The organism is Escherichia sp. MOD1-EC5950 (assembly GCF_002965345.1).
GTDB classification, from domain to species: domain Bacteria; phylum Pseudomonadota; class Gammaproteobacteria; order Enterobacterales; family Enterobacteriaceae; genus Escherichia; species Escherichia marmotae.
This window is the reverse complement of record NZ_PTSR01000019.1, coordinates 34,296-54,514: the sequence shown is the minus strand read 5'-3', so window position 1 is coordinate 54,514 and position 20,219 is coordinate 34,296. Positions and strand designations below refer to the sequence as shown.

21 protein-coding genes are annotated in these 20,219 nt (G+C 52.0%); 9 read left to right on the top strand and 12 right to left on the bottom strand.

The genetic code is table 11. The features are described from left to right. Positions 1–95: 95 nt before the first annotated feature. Positions 96–1,487 carry a xanthine/proton symporter XanP gene (gene xanP / locus BEA93_RS17205; protein ID WP_001517446.1) on the bottom strand — a complete coding sequence of 464 codons (1,392 nt, stop codon included), beginning with the start codon at positions 1,485–1,487 and terminating at the stop codon, positions 96–98. A 278-nt stretch (positions 1,488–1,765) separates the two neighbouring features. On the opposite strand from xanP, the gene gltS reads away from it, so the two are divergent. Then, positions 1,766–2,971, top strand: a complete 1,206-nt coding sequence (gene gltS / locus BEA93_RS17200; RefSeq protein WP_096938486.1) for a sodium/glutamate symporter — start codon at positions 1,766–1,768, stop codon at positions 2,969–2,971. A 2-nt stretch (positions 2,972–2,973) separates the two neighbouring features. Further along, the gene (locus BEA93_RS17195) at positions 2,974–3,840 is read left to right on the top strand and encodes a hypothetical protein (protein WP_105224867.1); all 867 of its coding nucleotides are present in this window, start codon (positions 2,974–2,976) and stop codon (positions 3,838–3,840) included. Here BEA93_RS17195 and recG read toward each other — a convergent pair. From recG to gmk, 5 genes are read right to left on the bottom strand one after another with little or no spacing between them, the layout of a single operon-like run. Continuing rightward, the gene (gene recG, locus BEA93_RS17190; protein ID WP_105224866.1) at positions 3,825–5,906 is read right to left on the bottom strand and encodes an ATP-dependent DNA helicase RecG; all 2,082 of its coding nucleotides are present in this window, start codon (positions 5,904–5,906) and stop codon (positions 3,825–3,827) included. The two genes, BEA93_RS17195 and recG, sit on opposite strands and share 16 nt — an antisense overlap. 5 nt (positions 5,907–5,911) lie before the next feature. Then, positions 5,912–6,601 (bottom strand): tRNA (guanosine(18)-2'-O)-methyltransferase TrmH, encoded by a 690-nt coding sequence (gene trmH / locus BEA93_RS17185; RefSeq protein ID WP_001070171.1) that lies wholly within the window; start codon positions 6,599–6,601, stop codon positions 5,912–5,914. Between the two features lie 6 nt (positions 6,602–6,607). Next, a complete protein-coding gene (gene spoT, locus BEA93_RS17180) occupies positions 6,608–8,716 on the bottom strand; it encodes a bifunctional GTP diphosphokinase/guanosine-3',5'-bis pyrophosphate 3'-pyrophosphohydrolase (protein WP_000280466.1) in 2,109 nt (702 codons plus the stop codon). A gap of 18 nt (positions 8,717–8,734) precedes the next feature. Beyond that, positions 8,735–9,010, bottom strand: coding sequence for a DNA-directed RNA polymerase subunit omega (gene rpoZ / locus BEA93_RS17175; RefSeq protein ID WP_000135058.1), 276 nt, complete (start codon positions 9,008–9,010; stop codon positions 8,735–8,737). 54 nt (positions 9,011–9,064) lie between these two features. Beyond that, positions 9,065–9,688 carry a guanylate kinase gene (gene gmk / locus BEA93_RS17170; protein WP_001517448.1) on the bottom strand — a complete coding sequence of 208 codons (624 nt, stop codon included), beginning with the start codon at positions 9,686–9,688 and terminating at the stop codon, positions 9,065–9,067. Positions 9,689–9,945: 257 nt separating this feature from the next. Between gmk and ligB the strand changes: the two genes are divergently transcribed. Further along, positions 9,946–11,631 carry an NAD-dependent DNA ligase LigB gene (gene ligB / locus BEA93_RS17160; RefSeq protein ID WP_038355031.1) on the top strand — a complete coding sequence of 562 codons (1,686 nt, stop codon included), beginning with the start codon at positions 9,946–9,948 and terminating at the stop codon, positions 11,629–11,631. Here the strand turns inward: ligB and BEA93_RS17155 are convergent. Both BEA93_RS17155 and BEA93_RS17150 read right to left on the bottom strand, forming a co-directional pair. Continuing rightward, positions 11,628–12,245, bottom strand: a complete 618-nt coding sequence (locus BEA93_RS17155) for a trimeric intracellular cation channel family protein (RefSeq protein ID WP_001517449.1) — start codon at positions 12,243–12,245, stop codon at positions 11,628–11,630. The two genes, ligB and BEA93_RS17155, sit on opposite strands and share 4 nt — an antisense overlap. Positions 12,246–12,498: 253 nt before the next feature. Further along, positions 12,499–13,362: a YicC/YloC family endoribonuclease gene (locus BEA93_RS17150; RefSeq protein WP_000621334.1), complete on the bottom strand. Its 864-nt coding sequence runs from the start codon at positions 13,360–13,362 to the stop codon at positions 12,499–12,501. A 126-nt stretch (positions 13,363–13,488) separates the two neighbouring features. Between BEA93_RS17150 and rph the strand changes: the two genes are divergently transcribed. Both rph and pyrE read left to right on the top strand, forming a co-directional pair. Then, on the top strand, positions 13,489–14,205 hold the full coding sequence (gene rph, locus BEA93_RS17145) for a ribonuclease PH (protein ID WP_001247086.1): 717 nt from the start codon (positions 13,489–13,491) through the stop codon (positions 14,203–14,205). A 65-nt stretch (positions 14,206–14,270) separates the two neighbouring features. Next, entirely contained in the window at positions 14,271–14,912 is a 642-nt protein-coding gene (gene pyrE / locus BEA93_RS17140; RefSeq protein ID WP_105224865.1) for an orotate phosphoribosyltransferase, read from the top strand. A gap of 36 nt (positions 14,913–14,948) precedes the next feature. Here pyrE and slmA read toward each other — a convergent pair whose 3' ends face one another. The 3 genes from slmA to coaBC all read right to left on the bottom strand — a co-directional run bounded on the left by slmA (position 14,949) and on the right by coaBC (position 17,308). Then, the gene (slmA, locus tag BEA93_RS17135; protein ID WP_000818603.1) at positions 14,949–15,545 is read right to left on the bottom strand and encodes a nucleoid occlusion factor SlmA; all 597 of its coding nucleotides are present in this window, start codon (positions 15,543–15,545) and stop codon (positions 14,949–14,951) included. Positions 15,546–15,651: 106 nt separating this feature from the next. Next, positions 15,652–16,110 (bottom strand): dUTP diphosphatase, encoded by a 459-nt coding sequence (dut, locus tag BEA93_RS17130; protein WP_000976070.1) that lies wholly within the window; start codon positions 16,108–16,110, stop codon positions 15,652–15,654. After that, a complete protein-coding gene (gene coaBC, locus BEA93_RS17125) occupies positions 16,088–17,308 on the bottom strand; it encodes a bifunctional phosphopantothenoylcysteine decarboxylase/phosphopantothenate--cysteine ligase CoaBC (protein ID WP_000050132.1) in 1,221 nt (406 codons plus the stop codon). The genes dut and coaBC overlap by 23 nt, the downstream gene beginning before the upstream one ends. A gap of 171 nt (positions 17,309–17,479) precedes the next feature. On the opposite strand from coaBC, the gene radC reads away from it, so the two are divergent. The 4 genes from radC (at position 17,480) to mutM (ending at position 19,695) form a co-directional block, all read left to right on the top strand. Continuing rightward, positions 17,480–18,148, top strand: a complete 669-nt coding sequence (gene radC, locus BEA93_RS17120; RefSeq protein WP_001517452.1) for a RadC family protein — start codon at positions 17,480–17,482, stop codon at positions 18,146–18,148. Positions 18,149–18,364: 216 nt separating this feature from the next. Continuing rightward, positions 18,365–18,601, top strand: a complete 237-nt coding sequence (gene rpmB / locus BEA93_RS17115) for a 50S ribosomal protein L28 (protein WP_000091955.1) — start codon at positions 18,365–18,367, stop codon at positions 18,599–18,601. 20 nt (positions 18,602–18,621) lie between these two features. Then, positions 18,622–18,789 carry a 50S ribosomal protein L33 gene (gene rpmG, locus BEA93_RS17110; RefSeq protein ID WP_001051798.1) on the top strand — a complete coding sequence of 56 codons (168 nt, stop codon included), beginning with the start codon at positions 18,622–18,624 and terminating at the stop codon, positions 18,787–18,789. Between the two features lie 96 nt (positions 18,790–18,885). Next, the gene (gene mutM / locus BEA93_RS17105) at positions 18,886–19,695 is read left to right on the top strand and encodes a bifunctional DNA-formamidopyrimidine glycosylase/DNA-(apurinic or apyrimidinic site) lyase (protein WP_001114550.1); all 810 of its coding nucleotides are present in this window, start codon (positions 18,886–18,888) and stop codon (positions 19,693–19,695) included. Between the two features lie 38 nt (positions 19,696–19,733). Here the strand turns inward: mutM and coaD are convergent, their stop codons facing one another. After that, positions 19,734–20,213, bottom strand: coding sequence for a pantetheine-phosphate adenylyltransferase (gene coaD, locus BEA93_RS17100; protein WP_001171877.1), 480 nt, complete (start codon positions 20,211–20,213; stop codon positions 19,734–19,736). Between the last annotated feature and the right edge of the window lie 6 nt (positions 20,214–20,219).

Here is a 20,219-nt window from a genome sequence, read left to right as displayed (position 1 = left end):
TAAGGGAGTTATGCACGATTTACGCGCATTCCTCAAGGCAGGAATGGAGAAAGAGAGTGGTTACGGCGGTAAAGAATTTTACCGCCGCGAGTAAATTACTGCTTTTCTGGCGGGAAAATCAGATTCAGTACAATGGCAGTGATACCGCCAGCGGCAATCCCGGAGGAGAGCAGATTTTTCAGCCAGTCAGGGGCAAACTGCAAAATCAGTGGCTGCTGAGAAACACCCAGACCGACCGCCAGCGACAGGGCAATAATCAGAATCGCCCGACGGTTCAGTGGCTCACGAGAAACGATACGCACACCGGATGCGGCGATAGTACCAAACATCACCAGCGTAGCGCCGCCCAGAACAGGTTCGGGAATGTGTTGGACAAAACCGCTCACCGCAGGGAACAGACCCAGCACGATCAACATCAGCGCCACGACAAAACCGACATAACGGCTGGCAACACCGGTCAATTGGATCACACCGTTGTTCTGCCCGAAGCAGGAGTTCGGGAAGGTGTTAAACACCGCCGACACAAACGAGTTCAGGCCGTTTGCCAGCACGCCGCCTTTCAGACGTTTCATGTACAGTGGGCCAGAAACCGGTTGTTCGGAAACGTCGGAGGTGGCTGTGATATCGCCAATAGTTTCCAGTGAGGTGATCATAAAGACCAGCATCAGTGGTAGCAGCAGGCTCCATTCAATACCAAGTCCGTAATAGAGCGGCGTTGGCACCATAATCAGCTCTTGCGTCATCGGCTCGTTGCTTTCTGGCAACATGTCCATAAACCACGCCAGTGCATATCCTGCCGCCATCGCAATCACCAGCGAGGCTACGCGTAAGTAGGGGTTACGTTGGCGATTAAGCAGGATGATTAAAGCTAAGACCACGCCCGCCAGTAGCAGATTTTTCGGTGCACCAAAGGTGTTATCGCTCATGGCCGCATAACCGCCACCAATGGATGTTAGCCCAACCTGAATCAGTGACAGGCCAATAATCATCACCACGACGCCGGAAACCAGCGGCGTAATAATGCGGCGCGCCAGATGCAGAACGCGGGAGATAACCATTTCGGTGCAGCTTGCCAGCATCAGTGTGCCGAACAGAGCCGCCATCATCGTAGGAACATCGGCACCACCGGTCTTCAGCGCTGTTCCGCCCATAATCAGCGGAGCAACGAAGTTAAAGCTGGTGCCCTGAATAGACAACAAACCGGAGCCAACCGGACCCCAGGCTTTAATTTGGATAATTGATGCCACACCAGAGGCAAACAGCGACATACTAATAATGTGTTGCGTGTCCTGTGCTGGTAAACCCAGCGCCTGGCAGATTAACAATGCTGGCGTGATTACCGCGACAAACATCGCCAGCAGGTGCTGACAGGCGGCAAACAGAGTTTGAGCAAGCGGCGGACGATCTTCAAGACGGTAAATCAGTTCGCTGTTTTGAGTCTGCGCAACCGGTTGCGCATTTTCTGACTCGAAGGTGGAAACAGACATCGAAAACAATCCCGTGGTAGCAAAGCGGGCATTTTAGCTGACCGAAAGGCAAAAGCAAACGTTTGCCAATCATTCTTCTAAATATTTAAATGCGATAAATGCACTTTTTTATATAACTTTTGGTTGTTTTCTGCTTAAAATCCATGCCATTTTTTTATTTTCAGCTAAGAATTCGAACCGGGAAAGCATGACTCGATACTCGTCATATTTCGTCTTACTATGATTGCGCGATGAAGTATGACGAGTATGAAGAGTGGTGCGGATACAAAGGAGTAACTATGTTTCATCTCGATACTTTAGCAACGCTTGTTGCCGCAACGCTGACGTTGCTGCTCGGGCGCAAGTTGGTCCATTCCGTCTCCTTTCTGAAAAAATACACCATACCAGAACCGGTTGCCGGAGGGTTGTTGGTGGCACTGGCTCTGCTGGTGTTGAAAAAAAGCATGGGCTGGGAAGTTAATTTTGATATGTCCTTGCGCGATCCATTAATGCTGGCTTTCTTCGCCACCATTGGCCTGAACGCCAATATTGCCAGCCTGCGTGCCGGTGGACGCGTAGTGGGGATTTTCCTCATTGTGGTTGTTGGTCTGTTGGTGATGCAAAATGCCATCGGCATTGGCATGGCTAGCCTGTTAGGGCTTGATCCGCTGATGGGGCTGTTGGCGGGGTCTATTACGCTTTCTGGCGGTCACGGGACCGGCGCAGCGTGGAGTAAATTGTTCATTGAACGTTATGGCTTCACCAACGCGACGGAAGTGGCGATGGCCTGTGCGACGTTTGGTCTGGTTCTGGGTGGACTGATTGGCGGCCCGGTGGCGCGTTACCTGGTGAAACACTCCACCACGCCGAACGGCATACCTGATGACCAGGAAGTCCCCACCGCATTTGAAAAGCCCGACGTAGGGCGCATGATCACCTCGCTGGTACTGATTGAAACTATCGCGCTGATTGCTATCTGTCTGACGGTAGGGAAAATCGTTGCGCAACTTTTGGCTGGCACTGCTTTTGAATTGCCAACCTTTGTTTGCGTGCTGTTTGTGGGCGTGATTCTGAGCAACGGCTTGTCAATGTTGGGCTTTTACCGCGTCTTTGAGCGCGCGGTATCCGTACTTGGTAACGTAAGCCTGTCGCTGTTCCTGGCGATGGCGCTGATGGGGCTGAAACTGTGGGAGCTGGCTTCGCTGGCGTTGCCGATGCTGGCGATTCTGGTGGTACAGACCATCTTCATGGCGTTGTATGCCATCTTCGTTACCTGGCGCATGATGGGGAAAAACTACGATGCGGCGGTGCTGGCTGCGGGTCACTGTGGCTTTGGTCTTGGCGCAACACCAACGGCAATCGCTAACATGCAGGCGATCACCGAACGTTTTGGCCCTTCACATATGGCCTTCCTGGTGGTGCCGATGGTCGGTGCGTTCTTTATCGATATTGTCAATGCGCTAGTGATTAAGCTGTATTTGATGTTGCCGATTTTTGCCGGTTAAAAATGAAAAAGCGTCGGAAGGAGCCGGAAACGCTACGTGAACGCTGTCGCCATATTTTTGGTGACGAGCCGCCAGTGCTCTGTGTATGGGAAACGGAATTTGATTACGCAGATGCTGAACTCAAGGCGCTGGCGGCTAAAGAGTGGCAACAGATCAGCGAATGGGATTTGAGTGCTTACTATGTACTCAATCTCGTTTATAACGAACCGATGCAAATAGAGCTGTTTCGCTATCTGTTTCCGCTATGCCTGGCGCAATGGCATGAAACCGTTTTAGCTGGCGGTTATGGTGATCACTTCGAAGAATCCTTAATGAAGGCATTGCGTCGGCCCTATCTCTGGCAGGAGATGATGAATGCTTCCCAACGCCAGCAGGTACGGCAATTTTTACTGGAAACCGCGTTGCAGCGTATGGATAACGAGCGTGGTTTCAATTATGTTCTTTGCTGGCTGGCGGTGCCCAATACTCTGGGCGGGGCCGCGCCGTTAATTCATTCTCTCTGGTCACATTGGTGGGCGCTGGATACGCCGGGAAAAGCGGTGTGTGCTATTCAGTATGCCGCGCATCTTATTTATCCCATAGAAGCCAATCCGTTACGGTCGCAAGAATGGTTAGGCTGGGGACATCCATTAGGTCATAAAGATGGCTGGTCCTCTGAGAATCGCGCTTTTCTTCGCCAGATGTTAACACCTGAAATGATTGTGGCTGGCGTACAGGCAGCGGCTGAAATTCTGCGTGGTGAACCGGAAGGCGCAATGGCGGCGCGAATTGCGCAGGATGCGTATGAGGCAGTGGATATCATCACTATCCAGATTGAAGATTTACTGCGTGACTTGTCTTGTGATGAGTCTGGTCATGCGTTGGAGTAACGTTCCGTTTCCGGCATCCAGCGTTCTATCAGGGCTTTTGCTTGTTGTGGGTAACGTTCGTGAATATGTCGCGCCAGGCGCTGAACTTCCGGGATCATCGCCTGATCGCGCAGTAAATCCGCCACTTTAAATTCAGCATTACCCGTCTGACGTGTACCCAACAATTCGCCAGGGCCGCGAATCTCCAGATCTTTTTGCGCAATCACAAACCCGTCGTTGCTGTCGCGCAGCACTTGCAGACGAATTTGCGCCGTTTTAGAGAGCGGTGTTTTGTAGAGCAGCACACAGTGAGAAGCCACTGCGCCACGACCTACACGCCCGCGAAGCTGGTGTAACTGCGCCAGACCGAGACGCTCCGGATTTTCGATAATCATCAGACTGGCGTTAGGCACATCAACGCCGACTTCAATAACAGTAGTGGCAACCAGCAGGTGTAGTTCACCTTGTTTAAACGACGCCATCACCGCCTGTTTCTCGGCAGGTTTCATCCGCCCATGAACCAGACCGACGTTCAGTTCCGGCAGCGCCAGTTTTAACTCTTCCCACGTTGCTTCGGCTGCCTGCGCTTCCAGTAATTCCGATTCTTCAATCAATGTACAAACCCAGTACGCCTGACGGCCTTCCGTTATGCAGGCGTGGCGCACGCGGTCGATAATGTCGTTACGACGCGTATCCGGGATCGCCACTGTCGTCACTGGGGTACGTCCTGGCGGTAGTTCATCAATGACCGAGGTATCGAGATCGGCATACGCAGTCATTGCCAGCGTGCGGGGGATCGGCGTGGCGGTCATGATTAACTGATGCGGATGGAAGCCTTGCTGCTGGCCTTTCTCCCATAACGCCAGACGCTGATGCACGCCAAAACGATGCTGTTCGTCGATAATCACTAGCGCCAGGCCGTTAAACTGTACCTGTTCCTGGAAGATAGCGTGGGTGCCGACAATCATCTGGACCTGACCGCTGGCGATGGCTTCTTGCTGTGCCAGCCGCGCTTTGCCCTTCTGTTTGCCCGCCAGCCAGCCCACTTCGATACCGAGCGGTTCAAACCAGTTGCGGAAATTATTGGCGTGCTGTTCGGCAAGCAATTCGGTTGGTGCCATCAGTGCCACTTGTTTGCCGTGAGCGATAGCACGCAGCGCAGCGAGAGCGGCAACCAGCGTTTTACCGGAACCTACATCGCCCTGCACCAGGCGCATCATCGGCACATCCAGCGCCATATCGCGCTCGATCTCCGCCACCACACGCGCCTGCGCGCCCGTTGGCTTGAACGGTAAGGCAGCGAGCAGTTTGTCCTTCAGCGCGTCACTGGCGCTAAGCGGCTGAGCATGAAAACGTTGGGCACCGGCGCGTAACGCTAACATGCTGAGGTTGTGAGCCAGCAGCTCTTCCAGAATAAGACGACGCTGTGCCGGATGCCGCCCGGTTTCCAGATCGCTGAGCTGTAGTGTTGGCGGTGGACGATGCAGGGTGCGCAAGGCTTCCGGCAGCGTCATCATTCCTTGTGACAGTTCCGGCGGCAGCAGTTCTTCAATGGCGCAGGTGTCGAGCAGATCCAGCGCCTGATCGGTCAGTTTGCGCAGCGTTGCCTGTTTTACACCTTCCGTTGTTGGGTAAACCGGGGTGAGGGTTTCCTGTAACTCCGGAGTACTGAGATCGCCCTGTACGCGGTATTCCGGGTGGATCATCTCCGCACCATATTTACCGCGCTTTGCTTCGCCATAGGCCAATACGCGTCGACCTGTCGCCAGGCTATTTTTCATCGCGGCGTTAAAGTTGAAAAAGCGCATGGTGAGAATGCCGGAACCGTCGCTAATCTGACAGGTCATCATCCGGCGACCGCCGAAGGAGATATTGCAGTTCAGTACTTCGCCTTCCACCGTGGCATAAATGCCCGGCAACAGCTCACCTATGGGATAGAGATGGGTGCGATCTTCATAGCGCAGGGGAAGGTGTAACAGTAAATCCTGCACGGTATGCAGGTTGATTTTCGCCAGTTTGTTACTTTGCGCCGCGCCAACGCCCGTTAGGGAACTGAGCGGGACAGCATCTAACAGGCGACCTTTCATAGCGCTTACCCTGCGGCCTGCATGGTAGCCCACCACTCAGCATCGGCTTCAATCTCGCCTTGTTGATTGACGTGGGGGTAGGGCAGGCCTTTGCGTTTCGCAACTTTAGCCAGCACCGGATAGCCACCTTCAAACAGCAGGCGTTGTTGCTCTGCTTCCGGCAACATACTGTTTTCACGCAGATACATACCTGCGTTTTGCCGCTGACGCTGGGCTTCGTAAAGAATAAGTGCGGAGGCGACGGAGACATTAAGCGACTGCACCATGCCGATCATCGGAATGATGATGTCCTGATCTGCCAGTTCTAATGCTTCCTGCGTGATGCCCGTTTTTTCCTGTCCCATTAAAATACAGGTCGGGCGGGTGTAATCGATTTCGCGAAAATCGACGGCTTTATCAGAAAGGTGGGTTGCCAGAATCTGCATACCCTGACCTTTCAGGTGGGCGACTGCATCGCCAATGGTGCGGTGTGTTTTCACCTGTACCCAACTGTTACTACCAGCAGCAGCCGAAGCCATGGTGCGCATCCGGCTACCAGGCCAGACAGCGTGAACTTCGTGTACGCCAACGGCATCTGCGGTACGAATGATCGCAGAAACGTTATGGGGTTTGTGAACCTGTTCCATGCAGACGGTCAGGTCAGGCTGCCGCCTGGCGAGCATTTCGCAGATGCGTGCATAACGTGTTGGGTTCATAAAACATTAATTTCTGTTTCGGGTGACTTTAATTACGTCTGGCATCACGCGGATTTTGCGCATGATATTTGCCAGATGTACGCGGTCACGTGCGGTCAGACGAATAAAGGCACTGTAGACGCGACCATCTTTCTCTTCTGTATTCAGACTTTGAATATTGGAATTAGTGGTGTTGATCGCTGCTGTCAGGTTTGCCAGTGCGCCCTGATGGTTGAACATCTCAACTTTTATTTCGGTGATGAACTCCTGCGCCGTCTCTTTATCCCATTCCACAGCCATAAACTTCTCTGGCTCTTTCTGATAGCCACGGATGTTACGGCAGGATTCATGGTGGATCACCAGACCCTTACCGGGGCTGACGTGGGCGATAATCGGGTCGCCAGGAATTGGGCGGCAGCATTTCGCAAAGGTGATCAGCACGCCATCGGCACCTTTGATCGGCAGATGCCCGTGACTTTGGGTCGCTGGTGGAATAGAGGCGTCACCATGTTGCAGATTTTTCGCGACCACCACGCTCATTGCGTTACCAAGGCCAATTTCAGCCAGCAGATCGTCAAGCGTTGCCAGCTTCATGCGGTCCAGTTCGCGCTGGATATTCTCCTGCGGAATTTCATTCAGCTTGCGGCTGCCACCTAATGCATGGTTGAGCAGACGGCGACCGAGGCTTACGGAATCATCACGCTTGAGGTTTTTCAGCAACTGGCGAATTTTGGCGCGCGCTTTCGAGCTGACGACAAAGTTCAGCCATGCGGCATTCGGGCGAGCGCCCGGTGCGGTAATGATTTCAACGGTTTGACCACTGGAGAGCGGCTGCGATAGCGGGTACGGCTGGCGGTCGACGCGCGCGCCCACGCAGGCGTGACCGATATCGGTATGCACTGCGTATGCGAAGTCGACAGGTGTGGCACCGGCAGGCAACTCGACAATGCGCCCTTCCGGTGTGAAAACGTAAATCTCATCCGGGAAGAGATCGGATTTAACGCTCTCGATAAATTCGAACGAACTGCCGGCGCTTTGCTGCAGCTCCAACAGGCTCTGCATCCAACGCTGGGCGCGGATTTGTGCAGTAGTGCTGGTTTCGCCGTGCTCTTTATACGCCCAGTGCGCGGCAACACCCATCTCCGCCATCTGGTCCATATCTTCGGTACGAATCTGGACTTCAACCGGAACGCCGTGCGGGCCAATCATTGAGGTGTGTAAAGACTGATAGCCGTTCGCTTTTGGGATGGCGATGTAGTCTTTCACGCGCCCCGGACGCGGCTTGTACAGGCTGTGCATCTGACCGAGCACGCGATAACAGGTATCGGCATCATGGACGATTACGCGAAAAGCATAGATGTCCATGATCGAGTGAAAACGCTGCTCTTTGAGCACCATTTTGCAGTAAATCGAATAAAGATGTTTCTCGCGACCACTGACACGGCATGGTATTCCCGCTTCCTGCAAACGCCCTTCGATTTCAGAGAGGATTTTTTGGATCATCTCTTTACGGTTGCCGCGTGCAGCTTTCACCACTTCTTTAATCACGCGGTAGCGGTTGGGGTACAGCGCTTCAAAACCCAGCTCTTCGAGTTCGGTTTTAATGTGGTGGATACCTAAACGGTGTGCCAGCGGACTGTATATTTCAAGGGTTTCACGGGCGATGCGGCGACGTTTGTCCGGGCGGAGTGAGCCCAGCGTGCGCATGTTGTGGGTACGGTCTGCGAGTTTGATGAGAATGACGCGGATATCTTGCACCATCGCCATAATCATCTTGCGAAAGTTTTCGGCCTGCGCCTCTTTCTTATCGCGGAACTTGAGTTTATCAAGTTTTGACACCCCCTCTACCAGTTCGGCTACGCTTTTGCCAAAAAGCTGTTCCATGTCCTGGTAGGTGGCGGGAGTATCTTCAATCACGTCATGAAGTAGCGCCGCCATCAGCGTTTCATAGTCGAGTTTCATCTCGGCCAGAATGCAGGCAACCGCTACCGGGTGCGTGATATAGGGTTCACCGCTTGAACGTGTTTGCCCCTCGTGAGCATCACGTGCAACGAGATACGCCTGCCGCAGACGCTTAATTTGGTCTTCTGGCAGGTAGTTTTGAATCAGTTGATTCAGGCTTTCAAACAGATACAAGGGCGACCCGCTTTGTGATTAACGACGACCTTCAGCAATAGCGGTAACGGCTTGTAATTCAGCGGCTTCCTGCTCTTGCTGTTCCTGGCGTTCGCGAACGTCGAGGATCTGGTTGTTGATCAGACCTTCTTCGATTTCGCGCAGCGCGATTACTGTAGTTTTATCGTTTTCTTCCGGTACTAGCGGATCCTTTCCGCCTACCTGCATCTGACGAGCGCGACGCGCGGCGACCAGTACCAGGTCAAAACGGTTACCAATTTTCTCTACAGCGTCCTGAACAGTTACGCGTGCCATACTTAAAAAGCTCCACAGGTGAAGAAATGACTGGGCATGATACTGAAAGAAGGTTCAGTCTGCCAACAATTTGCTGATTAAAGCGTCATGACGTTGCTTTTGGCGACTCATGCGCAAGCGTTCGGCGCGAATAATGGTCTTCAAATCGGTCAATGCGGTATCGAAGTCATCATTCACAATCAAATAATCATATTCGGCGTAATGGCTCATTTCTGCAACTGCTTGCGCCATACGCTTTGCAATGACCTCTTCGCTGTCCTGACCGCGACCGCGTAGACGGCGGTCCAGCTCGATTTTGGACGGCGGTAAAATAAAGATACTACGCGCATGCGGCATCTTCTGGCGAATTTGCTGCGCACCCTGCCAGTCGATATCAAGAAAAACATCCACACCGCTTGCCAGTACTTGCTCAATGGCCTCGCGCGAAGTGCCGTAGTAATTACCGAACACTTCCGCGTGCTCAAGGAATGCATCTCTGCTAATCATTTCTTTAAATTCATCATGATTAACAAAAAAGTAATGCTCACCGTGTACTTCACCAGGACGCGGTGCGCGCGTGGTGTGTGAAACAGAAACCTGGGTGTCATACAACGGTTGGGTTTTTAATAAAGCCTGAATCAGGCTGGATTTACCCGCGCCACTGGGGGCAGAAACAATATAAAGCGTGCCTTGAGCCATGAGTATCTTTCGTATGTGATTAGCGAAATAAAGCCTACATACGAGCTTATTATACACGGCGTGGCCATGTGACGTAGCCCTTGCTCACACTTTTTGCGCAAAGTTGTTGCGTTTTGCGTAGCTGTTTCCGCTATTCCCTGTCATTTACTGCAATCAGGACGATTCTCTGGAAGCATCATCGCACACTTCAGTTTTGCCTCTCGGCTTTGCATTCACCTCGTTGTATACCTGCCAGCCTGACAACAGCGGAGGTGACGATGAAAGTATGGATTGCAGTGTTAATGAGTGTTTTATGCTGGCAATCATCGGCGCAGGGAGTCTGCCCAGTCTGGTCGCCAGCCAGAGCGCATGAAGAAATTTCCCGCCTGCAACAGCAAATAAAACAGTGGGATGAGGATTACTGGAAAAAGGGAAAAAGTGCTGTTGAAGACGGCGTTTATGATCAACTCAGCGCCCGCCTTGCACAGTGGCAACGTTGTTTTGGTGAAGAGGCAACTCGTGAAGCCATGATACTGCCTTTAATTGGAACCGTAATGCATCCAGTTGCTCATACTGGAGTGCGTAAGCTGGCGGATAAAAATGCATTGAGCCTTTGGATGCGTGAACGCAGCGATCTTTGGGTGCAGCCAAAAGTTGATGGTGTCGCGGTAACTCTGGTCTATCGTGACGGAAAACTGATTAAGGCGATCAGCCGTGGCAATGGCCTGAAAGGTGAAGACTGGACGCAGAAAGTGCGCTCGATTCCTTCTGTACCGCAATCCGTCAGCGAACCTTTAGCCAATAGCACACTGCAAGGAGAAATATTTCTCCGGAGCGAAGGTCATATCCAGCAGCAAATGGGCGGAATGAATGCGCGTGCAAAAGTTGCAGGTATGTTGATGCGCCAGGACAATAACGACACGCTAAATTCGCTGGGCGTTTTTATCTGGGCGTGGCCGGATGGACCGCAGTTAATGGCCGAGCGATTGCAGCAGCTTGCAAGCGCGGGATTTAGTCTGACGCAAGCGTACACTCACACGGTGAAAAATGCTGATGAGGTTGAGCGAGCACGTAATGAGTGGTGGAAAGCGAAATTGCCCTTCGTCACCGATGGCGTGGTTGTGCGAGCGGCTAAGGAACCCGAATCCCGCCATTGGTTACCGGGGCAGGCGGACTGGCTGGTGGCGTGGAAATATCAACCTGTGGCACAGGTTGCTGAAGTGAGTTCGATTCAGTTTGCAGTGGGCAAAAGCGGAAAAATATCGGTGGTGGCGTCACTCGCACCAGTCATGCTGGATGATAAAAAAGTTCAGCGGGTGAATATTGGTTCCGTCAGACGCTGGCAGGAGTGGGACATAGCGCCTGGCGATCAAATCCTCATAAGTCTTGCCGGTCAGGGTATTCCACGTATTGATGATGTGGTGTGGCGGACTGCGGAACGCAGAAAGCCGACACCGCCAGAAAACCGCTTTAACTCGTTGACCTGTTACTTTGCTTCTGATGTTTGTCTGGAGCAATTCATATCACGCTTAGTCTGGTTGGGGTCAAAACAGGTTTTGGGGCTGGATGGCATTGGCGAAGCTGGCTGGCGCGCACTGCATCAGACGCATCGCTTTGAGCATATCTTTTCCTGGCTTTCATTAACGCCAGAGCAATTACAGAACACGCCAGGGATAGCGAAAAGTAAAAGCGGGCAGTTATGGCATCAGTTTAATCTGGCTCGTAAGCAGCCTTTTACCCGCTGGGTGATGGCAATGGGAATACCGTTAACCCGGGGGGCGCTTAATGCCGGTGATGAACGGTCCTGGACGCAACTTTTGCAGAGAAGTGAACAACATTGGCAGCATCTGCCGGGAACCGGATCTCGTCGCGCCAGCCAGATTATTGAATGGAAGAATAATGTGCAAATCAAGACGCTAGGTAGCTGGTTGGCTACCCAGCAGATCGCAGGTTTTGTACCTTAATGACCTTCGTGGCTGTAGTAAAAAACGGGTAATCCCAGTTTAAGACGCAGTGCCAGCAAGCGAGCAAAAAAGCCAAACACCAGGGTGGAGATAATCACCACATCATGGTTGGAAACATAGTGTTGCAGTGCGATATACAGCACGGCGGAAGCAAATGAAACCCCGGCGTACAGTTCTTTCTGAAAGACCAGCGGGATGCGTTTACAGAACATATCGCGCAAAACACCGCCAAATACGCCGGTTGTCACCGCAGCGACAACGGCAATGACCGGGCCGTGGCCCATATCCAGCGCGACCTGTGCGCCAATGATAGAAAAGACCACCAGTCCGAGCGCATCTAACACCAGAAAGACTTTGCGCAGGTAAGGCATTACGGGAGCAACAATAGTGGTGAGTACCGCGGCGGTGGCGACGATAATCACATATTCCGGATGTTTGACCCAGCCGAGCGGATAGTGGCCCAAAAGTATATCCCGTACTGAACCGCCGCCGATTGCAGTGGCGGTCGCAATAATAATTACGCCAAATGTATCCATGCGCCGCCGTCCGGCCGCCAGCGCTCCCGTCATGGCTTCGGCAGTAATGCCAACCAAATACAAAATGTGTAACAGCATGGTTCTCTCCCTAAAAATCTGTCTGGCAGGGTAGCGATTTGTACGCATCGTCACGATTGAGATTTTTTAAGGTGAGAGGTTATTGATAATATTTAGTTATGTGAAATTGGTGTTTTCTGTAGTTTTAATGCGTTTCTCTTAGATTGTCAGAAGAAAAATGCATTAGAAATATTAGGGCGTGTTTTAAAGTAAATAAGAAGTCTGTATACGTAGCGCCGCTGTAATTTAACAACGGCCTACGGAATTATGAGGGTTACTCGATATTCTGAATCTGTTCGCGCATTTGTTCGATCAGTACTTTCAGTTCAATAGCTGAATTAGTTACTTCGGCATTGATAGACTTCGAGGCCAGGGTGTTCGACTCGCGATTAAACTCTTGCATCATAAAGTCCAGACGACGGCCAACCGCTTCTTTTTTCTTCAGAATGTTGTAGGTCTCTTTGACATGCGCTTCGAGGCGGTCCAGCTCTTCGGCAACGTCAATTCGTTGCGCCAGCAGCACTAACTCTTGCTCCAGGCGATTGTTTTCCAACTGTACCTGAGCATCTTCCAGTTTCGCTACCAGACGTTCACGCTGCCATTGCAGGATTTCCGGCATATGGGCACGAACTTTAGCCACTTCGGCGGTGACACCTTCCAGACGCTGCTCGATCAACGCTTTCAGCGCCTGACCTTCGGTTTCGCGCGCGACAATAAAGTCGTCAAGAGTACCATCCAGCGCAGCGAGAATTTCAGCGGCAATGGCGTCGAGATCCTGCTCCTGAGCTGCCATCACACCCGGCCAGCGCAGGATATCAACCGGGTTGATTTCCCCTTCGTCGCTCTGCATTTTTACCCAGTTAGCAGCAGTTACGAGCTGTTTAGCCAGCTTTTCGTTGAGAATCAGCTCGCCTTGTGCGCTAACATCTGGCTCATAGCGCAGGGTGCATTCCACTTTACCGCGCGTCAGGCGAGAACGAATACGCTCGCGAACGACAGGTTCAAGGCTACGGAACTGCTCCGGCAGACGAAAGTAAGTTTCCAGATAACGCTGGTTTACCGAGCGCATTTCCCAGGTTGCGCTCCCCCATTCACCCTTGATTTCACGCCGGGCGTAGGCGGTCATACTGCGGATCATAGACGTTCCTGTTTTTGAAAGGAGAGGTGGAAGGATTATAGCCATCGATGCCTTGTCAGGATAGGAATAACCGCCGGAAGTCCGTATAATGCGCAGCCACATTTGTTTCAAGCCGGAGATTTCAATATGCGTCCAGCAGGCCGTAGCAATAATCAGGTGCGTCCCGTTACCCTGACTCGTAACTATACAAAACATGCAGAAGGCTCGGTGCTGGTCGAATTTGGCGATACCAAAGTGTTGTGTACTGCCTCTATTGAAGAAGGCGTGCCGCGCTTCCTGAAAGGTCAGGGGCAGGGCTGGATCACCGCAGAATACGGTATGTTGCCGCGCTCCACCCACACCCGTAACGCCCGCGAAGCGGCGAAAGGTAAGCAGGGCGGACGCACGATGGAAATCCAGCGTCTGATCGCCCGTGCATTGCGTGCAGCGGTTGATTTGAAAGCGTTGGGTGAGTTCACCATTACGCTGGACTGCGACGTACTTCAGGCCGATGGCGGCACGCGCACTGCTTCGATCACCGGTGCTTGCGTGGCGCTGGCAGATGCGCTGAATAAGCTGGTTGAGAATGGCAAACTGAAAACCAACCCGATGAAAGGCATGGTAGCTGCGGTTTCGGTGGGTATCGTTAATGGCGAAGCGATTTGCGATCTGGAATATGTTGAAGACTCTGCCGCAGAAACGGACATGAACGTGGTGATGACCGAAGATGGGCGGATCATTGAGGTTCAGGGAACGGCAGAAGGCGAACCATTCACCCACGAAGAACTCCTCACCTTGTTGGCGCTGGCCCGAGGGGGAATCGAATCCATTGTAGCGACGCAGAAGGCGGCGCTGGCAAACTGATTTTTAAGGCGACTGATGAGTCGCCTTTTTTTTGTCTGTAGAAAAGTAAGATGAGGAGCGAAGGCATGAAACCATATCAGCGCCAGTTTATTGAGTTTGCGCTTGGCAAACAGGTATTAAAGTTTGGTGAGTTTACGCTGAAATCCGGGCGTAAAAGCCCCTATTTCTTCAACGCCGGACTATTTAATACCGGGCGCGACCTGGCACTGTTAGGCCGTTTTTACGCTGAAGCGTTAGTGGATTCTGGCATTGAGTTCGATCTGCTGTTTGGCCCCGCTTACAAAGGTATTCCGATCGCGACCACAACCGCTGTGGCACTGGCGGAGCATCATGACCTTGACCTGCCATACTGTTTTAACCGCAAAGAAGCAAAAGACCACGGCGAAGGTGGCAATCTGGTTGGTAGCGCGTTACAAGGACGAGTAATGCTGGTGGATGATGTGATCACCGCCGGAACGGCGATTCGTGAGTCGATGGAAATTATTCAGGCCAATGGCGCGACGCTTGCTGGCGTGCTGATTTCGCTCGATCGTCAGGAACGTGGTCGTGGCGAGATATCAGCGATTCAGGAAGTTGAGCGTGATTACAACTGCAAAGTGATCTCTATCATCACCCTGAAAGACCTGATTGCTTATCTGGAAGAGAAGCCGGACATGGCGGAATATCTGGCAGCCGTTAAGGCTTATCGCGAAGAGTACGGGGTTTGATAAAAAACGCCGGATGGTAAGTCATCCGGCGTCATTTTACTGCAACTGCGCGGCAATCAACGGCCAGCGAGCGTCAAAGTCATCCGTCGGGCGGTATTTAAACTCGCTGCGGACAAAACGAGACAGCATCCCTTCACAAAATGCCAGAAGTTGGCTTGCCAGCAACGTTTCATCGGTGGTGTAACCTTCACCCTCACGCATTCTCTTTTCACGCAATACCTGACGCAGTTGCGCTTCAATACGCTCGAACAGTTGGTTGATGCGCCCTTGCAGGCGGTCTTGTTCGAACATTAGCGCATGGCCGGTGAGGATACGGGTCAGGCCTGGATTACGCTCGCCAAAACCGAGAAGTAGCAACACAATCAGACGCAGACGCGCAGTGGTGTCCTTCTCATCTTTCAGAATCAGATTAATGCGAGTAATCAGGCTATCTTCGATAAACTCAATCAGGCTATCGAACATGCGGGTCTTACTGGGGAAGTGGCGATACAGAGCCGCTTCGGAAACGCCGACAGAGGCGGCCAGTTTCGCCGTCGTGATACGTTGGCTTCCATCGCTGGATTCCAGCATCAGCGCCAGAGACTGAAGTATTTCTTCGCGACGGTTCCTTTTCGCAGTTTGTTTTTCTGCCATGTTACAAAATACCCCTGAAAATAAGCACTTGCCAGGCGGCACCCACGCTATGACCGCAAACAAAATGTTTGCGGCGATGTTATGACGTTATTTGGATGCGTATGTGTTACTGACGACCAGAGTGACCAAAGCCGCCTTCACCGCGGTCAGTAGCGTCAAAATCTTCCACCAGATTAAATTCAGCCTGTACCACCGGAACAAAAATCATCTGTGCGATACGTTCACCAGGTTGAATGGTGAAGCTGTCCTGACCACGGTTCCATACAGAGATCATCAATTGGCCCTGATAGTCGGAATCGATCAATCCCACCAGGTTGCCGAGCACGATACCGTGCTTATGGCCCAGCCCGGAGCGCGGCAGCATCATCGCCGCCAGTGAAGGATCGGCAATATGAATCGCCAGTCCGGTCGGCACAAGTGTCGTGTCGCCCGGTGCCAATTCTACGGCGTCGTCGAGACAAGCGCGCAGGTCAAGTCCGGCAGAACCAGAAGTGGCATAAGTCGGGAGTGGAAATTCCTTCCCAACGCGCGGGTCCAGAATCTTAACGTCGATTTTCTTCATCATAACGGGTCACAATCTCGTCGAGTAATAATTGGCCAAGGAGCTCTTTTCGCTCAAGCGGTAAGATTTTATCGCCATCTTGCCAGAAAAGGTGTAATGCGTTTTTGTCGCTATTAAAGCCTTGAGTTGGCTGGGAAACATCGTTCGCGCAGATCAGATCAAGGTTTTTACGGATACGTTTTTGTCGGGCGTATTCTTCCACATTATTTGTTTCGGCCGCAAATCCAACAACATAAGGCCGATGGTCTTTTAATGCGGCAACACCGGCGACGATATCGGGGTTTTTAACCATTTTTATTGTTAATTCATCGCCCGGCGTGGCCTGCTTTTTGATTTTTTCGCGGGCAACGGTAGCTGCGCGATAATCCGCAACGGCAGCGCAACCGATAAATATATTTTGCTGTTGTACAGAAGCCTTCACGGCCGCTTCCATCTCCAGTGCGGTTATCACGTCAATACGTTTCACAAACGGTGGCGTCGGTAGCGAAACCGGGCCAGAAACCAGCGTGACGTTTGCTCCTCTACGTGCTGCTGCTGCGGCAATGGCGAATCCCATCTTGCCGGAGCTGTGATTAGAGATGTAACGCACCGGATCGAGTGGTTCACGTGTCGGACCCGCGGTAATCATAATATTCAGATGTTTCAGGTCGTTGACGGGGGAGAAATGGGCCACCGCCATATCAACAATGGTTAACGGATCGAGCATTCGCCCTGGGCCGATATCACCACAGGCCTGGCTGCCGCTATCTGGCCCCCAGATCAACAAACCTCGCGAGGCAAGTACCTCTAAATTATGCTGAGTGGCTGCAGCCCGATACATCTGCTGGTTCATTGCTGGCAGCACGGCAACAGGCGCAGGCGTCGCAAGGCAAATCGTTGATACCAGATCATTCGCCATACCGGCAGCAACGCGGGCAATCAAATCCGCTGTCGCTGGAGCAAGAATCACTAAGTCAGCCCATTTTCCCAGCTCAATATGGCCCATTGCCGCTTCGGCAGCCGGGTCCAGTAGACTGTCGGAAACGGGATAACCAGAGACTGCCTGCAAGCTAAGTGGAGTGATAAAGGCTTTTGCCGCTTCGGTCATGGCTACACGGACGTCGGCCCCGCGATCGCGCAAACGACGCACCAGTTCAGGGGTTTTATAGGCAGCAATACCGCCGCTGACGCCGAGAACGATTTTTTTACCGGCCAGGCTCATGATGATTTTTCCTGTTGGGTGACACCAGAAGTTGGCGATTTTATCACAATACTTTTGTTGTCGTGCTTTCACCTGAGAATCACTTTGCGAGGCGCTTTCCAGGATTGAAAACTGACCGTCGATTTAACCAAACGACTATGACAGGATGCGCCCTCCACAAAGGAGGTGAAGGTGAAAAGCAATGCTGACTTGTTGATGCCACGTGAAAAAATGCTGAAGTTGGGTATTAGCGCGTTAACGGATATTGAACTGCTGGCGCTGTTTCTGCGTACAGGAACGCACGGAAAAGATGTGCTAACCCTGGCAAAAGAGATGCTGGAGAATTTCGGCTCTCTTTACGGCTTGTTATCCTCTGAATATGAACAAGTTAGAGGCGTTCATGGAATAGGTGTGGCGAAATTCGCCCAGTTAAAGGGGATTGCCGAACTGGCCCGGCGTTACTACAACGTGCGGATACGCGAAGAAAGCCCGTTACTTAGCCCGGAGATGACGCGCGAGTTTTTACAAAGCCAGCTTACGGGCGAAGAGCGCGAGATCTTTATGGTGATCTTTCTCGACACTCAACACCGGGTACTTACTCACAGCCGATTGTTTTCCGGCACACTAAACCATGTGGAAGTCCATCCGCGTGAGATTGTTCGGGAAGCGATAAAAATAAACGCGGCGGCACTGATCCTTGCCCATAATCACCCTTCGGGTTGTGCTGAACCCAGTAAAGCGGATAAACTCATCACCGAACGGATAATAAAAAGTTGTCAGTTCATGGATTTACGCGTGCTCGACCATATCGTGATTGGGCGTGGAGAGTATGTTTCTTTTGCCGAACGCGGCTGGATTTAACCCGCTATGCGCGATCCTTCGGGATCTTTGTCTGTTCGGGACTTGAGCACATCGCTGAGTCAGCGTATACTACGCCACCTTTGAGAATCTCGGGTTTGGCATTTGGGCCTGGCAATCGAGAGTTCACATAGAACTGCGATGACCGGGCTGTAAAGCCTGACGAGGCGCCAATACCCCATACGAAGCTCGAGCTAATTTGATTTTTGGAGAATAGACATGTCCCGAGTCTGCCAAGTTACTGGCAAGCGTCCGGTGACCGGTAACAACCGTTCCCACGCACTGAACGCGACTAAACGCCGTTTCCTGCCTAACCTGCACTCTCACCGTTTCTGGGTTGAGAGCGAGAAGCGTTTTGTCACCCTGCGCGTATCTGCTAAAGGTATGCGTGTAATCGATAAAAAAGGCATCGATACAGTTCTGGCTGAACTGCGTGCCCGTGGCGAAAAGTACTAAGTACTTAGAGGAAATAAATCATGGCTAAAGGTATTCGTGAGAAAATCAAGCTGGTTTCTTCTGCTGGTACTGGTCACTTCTATACCACTACGAAGAACAAACGTACTAAGCCGGAAAAACTGGAACTGAAAAAATTCGATCCAGTTGTACGCCAGCACGTGATCTACAAAGAAGCGAAAATCAAATAATTCTCGCTTTGATGTAATAAAAACCTCGCTCCGGCGGGGTTTTTTGTTATCTGCTTGCCCCCATATTGACTGCATCTGTTCATTCCAGGAGATGCTATGCCTGAATTACCAGAAGTTGAAACCAGCCGCCGCGGCATTGAACCGCATCTCGTTGGCGCGACCATTCTTCATGCGGTGGTCCGCAACGGGCGTTTGCGCTGGCCAGTCTCGGAAGAAATCTACCGTCTAAGTGACCAGCCGGTGCTTAGTGTGCAGCGCCGCGCTAAATATCTGCTGCTGGAATTGCCGGAAGGCTGGATTATCATTCATCTGGGTATGTCTGGCAGTCTGCGCATACTTACGGAAGAACGTCCTCCTGAAAAGCATGATCATGTTGATTTGGTGATGAGCAATGGCAAAGTGCTGCGATATACCGATCCTCGTCGCTTTGGTGCCTGGTTGTGGACCAAAGAGCTGGAAGGACACAATGTGTTGGCACATCTTGGACCGGAGCCGCTTAGCGATGATTTCAACGGCGAATACCTGCATCAGAAATGCGCGAAGAAAAAGACAGCGATTAAACCCTGGCTGATGGATAACAAGCTGGTGGTGGGCGTGGGGAATATCTATGCCAGCGAGTCACTGTTTGCTGCGGGGATCCATCCGGATCGGCTGGCGTCATCGCTGTCGCTGGCGGAGTGCGAACTGCTGGCACGGGTGATTAAAGCAGTGTTACTGCGTTCTATTGAGCAGGGCGGCACGACGCTGAAAGATTTTCTGCAAAGCGACGGAAAACCAGGTTATTTCGCGCAGGAATTACAGGTTTACGGGCGTAAAGGCGAACCGTGTCGGGTTTGTGGTACGCCGATTGTGGCGACTAAACATGCGCAGCGGGCGACATTTTATTGCCGACAGTGCCAGAAGTAATTCATGCGAGCCGGATGGCATTCCATCCGGCATGAAAGCTACGCTAACTTCGCCATCAGCGCCTGATGGACATTCTTCGGCAGGAAATGGGTGACATCACCCTGATGGCGCGCAACTTCTTTCACCAACGATGAAGAAATAAACGACCACTCTTTCGAAGGCATCAAGAAGACGCTTTCCAGCTCCGGCATTAAGTGGCGATTCATATGCGCCAGTTGCATTTCATATTCAAAATCTGCTACCGCACGCAGGCCACGAATCAGTACCGTGGCTTGTTGATTACGGGCGAAGTTCGCCATCAAATCACTAAAACCGACCACTTCAACGTTATCCAGATGTGCGGTTGCCTGCTGAGCCAGCGCCACACGCTCTCCCAGGGTGAACATTGGTTTTTTACTGGGGCTGGCGGCAATCGCCAGAATAACGTGATCGAACATCTGCGTAGCGCGCGTCACGATATCGATATGACCATTGGTAATGGGATCGAAAGTCCCCGGATAAATCGCCCGTTTTTGCATAACAAC

Coding starts and splice junctions, on each gene's coding strand:
- rpoZ (WP_000135058.1), bottom strand. CDS start 9,010: ATGGCACGCGTAACTGTTCAGGACGCTGTAGAGAAAATTGGTAACCGT.
- slmA (WP_000818603.1), bottom strand. CDS start 15,545: ATGGCAGAAAAACAAACTGCGAAAAGGAACCGTCGCGAAGAAATACTT.
- pyrE (WP_105224865.1), top strand. CDS start 14,271: ATGAAACCATATCAGCGCCAGTTTATTGAGTTTGCGCTTGGCAAACAG.
- rpmG (WP_001051798.1), top strand. CDS start 18,622: ATGGCTAAAGGTATTCGTGAGAAAATCAAGCTGGTTTCTTCTGCTGGT.
- trmH (WP_001070171.1), bottom strand. CDS start 6,601: ATGAACCCAACACGTTATGCACGCATCTGCGAAATGCTCGCCAGGCGG.
- BEA93_RS17195 (WP_105224867.1), top strand. CDS start 2,974: ATGAAAAAGCGTCGGAAGGAGCCGGAAACGCTACGTGAACGCTGTCGC.
- dut (WP_000976070.1), bottom strand. CDS start 16,110: ATGATGAAGAAAATCGACGTTAAGATTCTGGACCCGCGCGTTGGGAAG.
- recG (WP_105224866.1), bottom strand. CDS start 5,906: ATGAAAGGTCGCCTGTTAGATGCTGTCCCGCTCAGTTCCCTAACGGGC.
- rpmB (WP_000091955.1), top strand. CDS start 18,365: ATGTCCCGAGTCTGCCAAGTTACTGGCAAGCGTCCGGTGACCGGTAAC.
- gltS (WP_096938486.1), top strand. CDS start 1,766: ATGTTTCATCTCGATACTTTAGCAACGCTTGTTGCCGCAACGCTGACG.
- rph (WP_001247086.1), top strand. CDS start 13,489: ATGCGTCCAGCAGGCCGTAGCAATAATCAGGTGCGTCCCGTTACCCTG.
- gmk (WP_001517448.1), bottom strand. CDS start 9,688: ATGGCTCAAGGCACGCTTTATATTGTTTCTGCCCCCAGTGGCGCGGGT.
- xanP (WP_001517446.1), bottom strand. CDS start 1,487: ATGTCTGTTTCCACCTTCGAGTCAGAAAATGCGCAACCGGTTGCGCAG.
- ligB (WP_038355031.1), top strand. CDS start 9,946: ATGAAAGTATGGATTGCAGTGTTAATGAGTGTTTTATGCTGGCAATCA.
- coaD (WP_001171877.1), bottom strand. CDS start 20,213: ATGCAAAAACGGGCGATTTATCCGGGGACTTTCGATCCCATTACCAAT.
- BEA93_RS17155 (WP_001517449.1), bottom strand. CDS start 12,245: ATGCTGTTACACATTTTGTATTTGGTTGGCATTACTGCCGAAGCCATG.
- BEA93_RS17150 (WP_000621334.1), bottom strand. CDS start 13,362: ATGATCCGCAGTATGACCGCCTACGCCCGGCGTGAAATCAAGGGTGAA.
- coaBC (WP_000050132.1), bottom strand. CDS start 17,308: ATGAGCCTGGCCGGTAAAAAAATCGTTCTCGGCGTCAGCGGCGGTATT.
- mutM (WP_001114550.1), top strand. CDS start 18,886: ATGCCTGAATTACCAGAAGTTGAAACCAGCCGCCGCGGCATTGAACCG.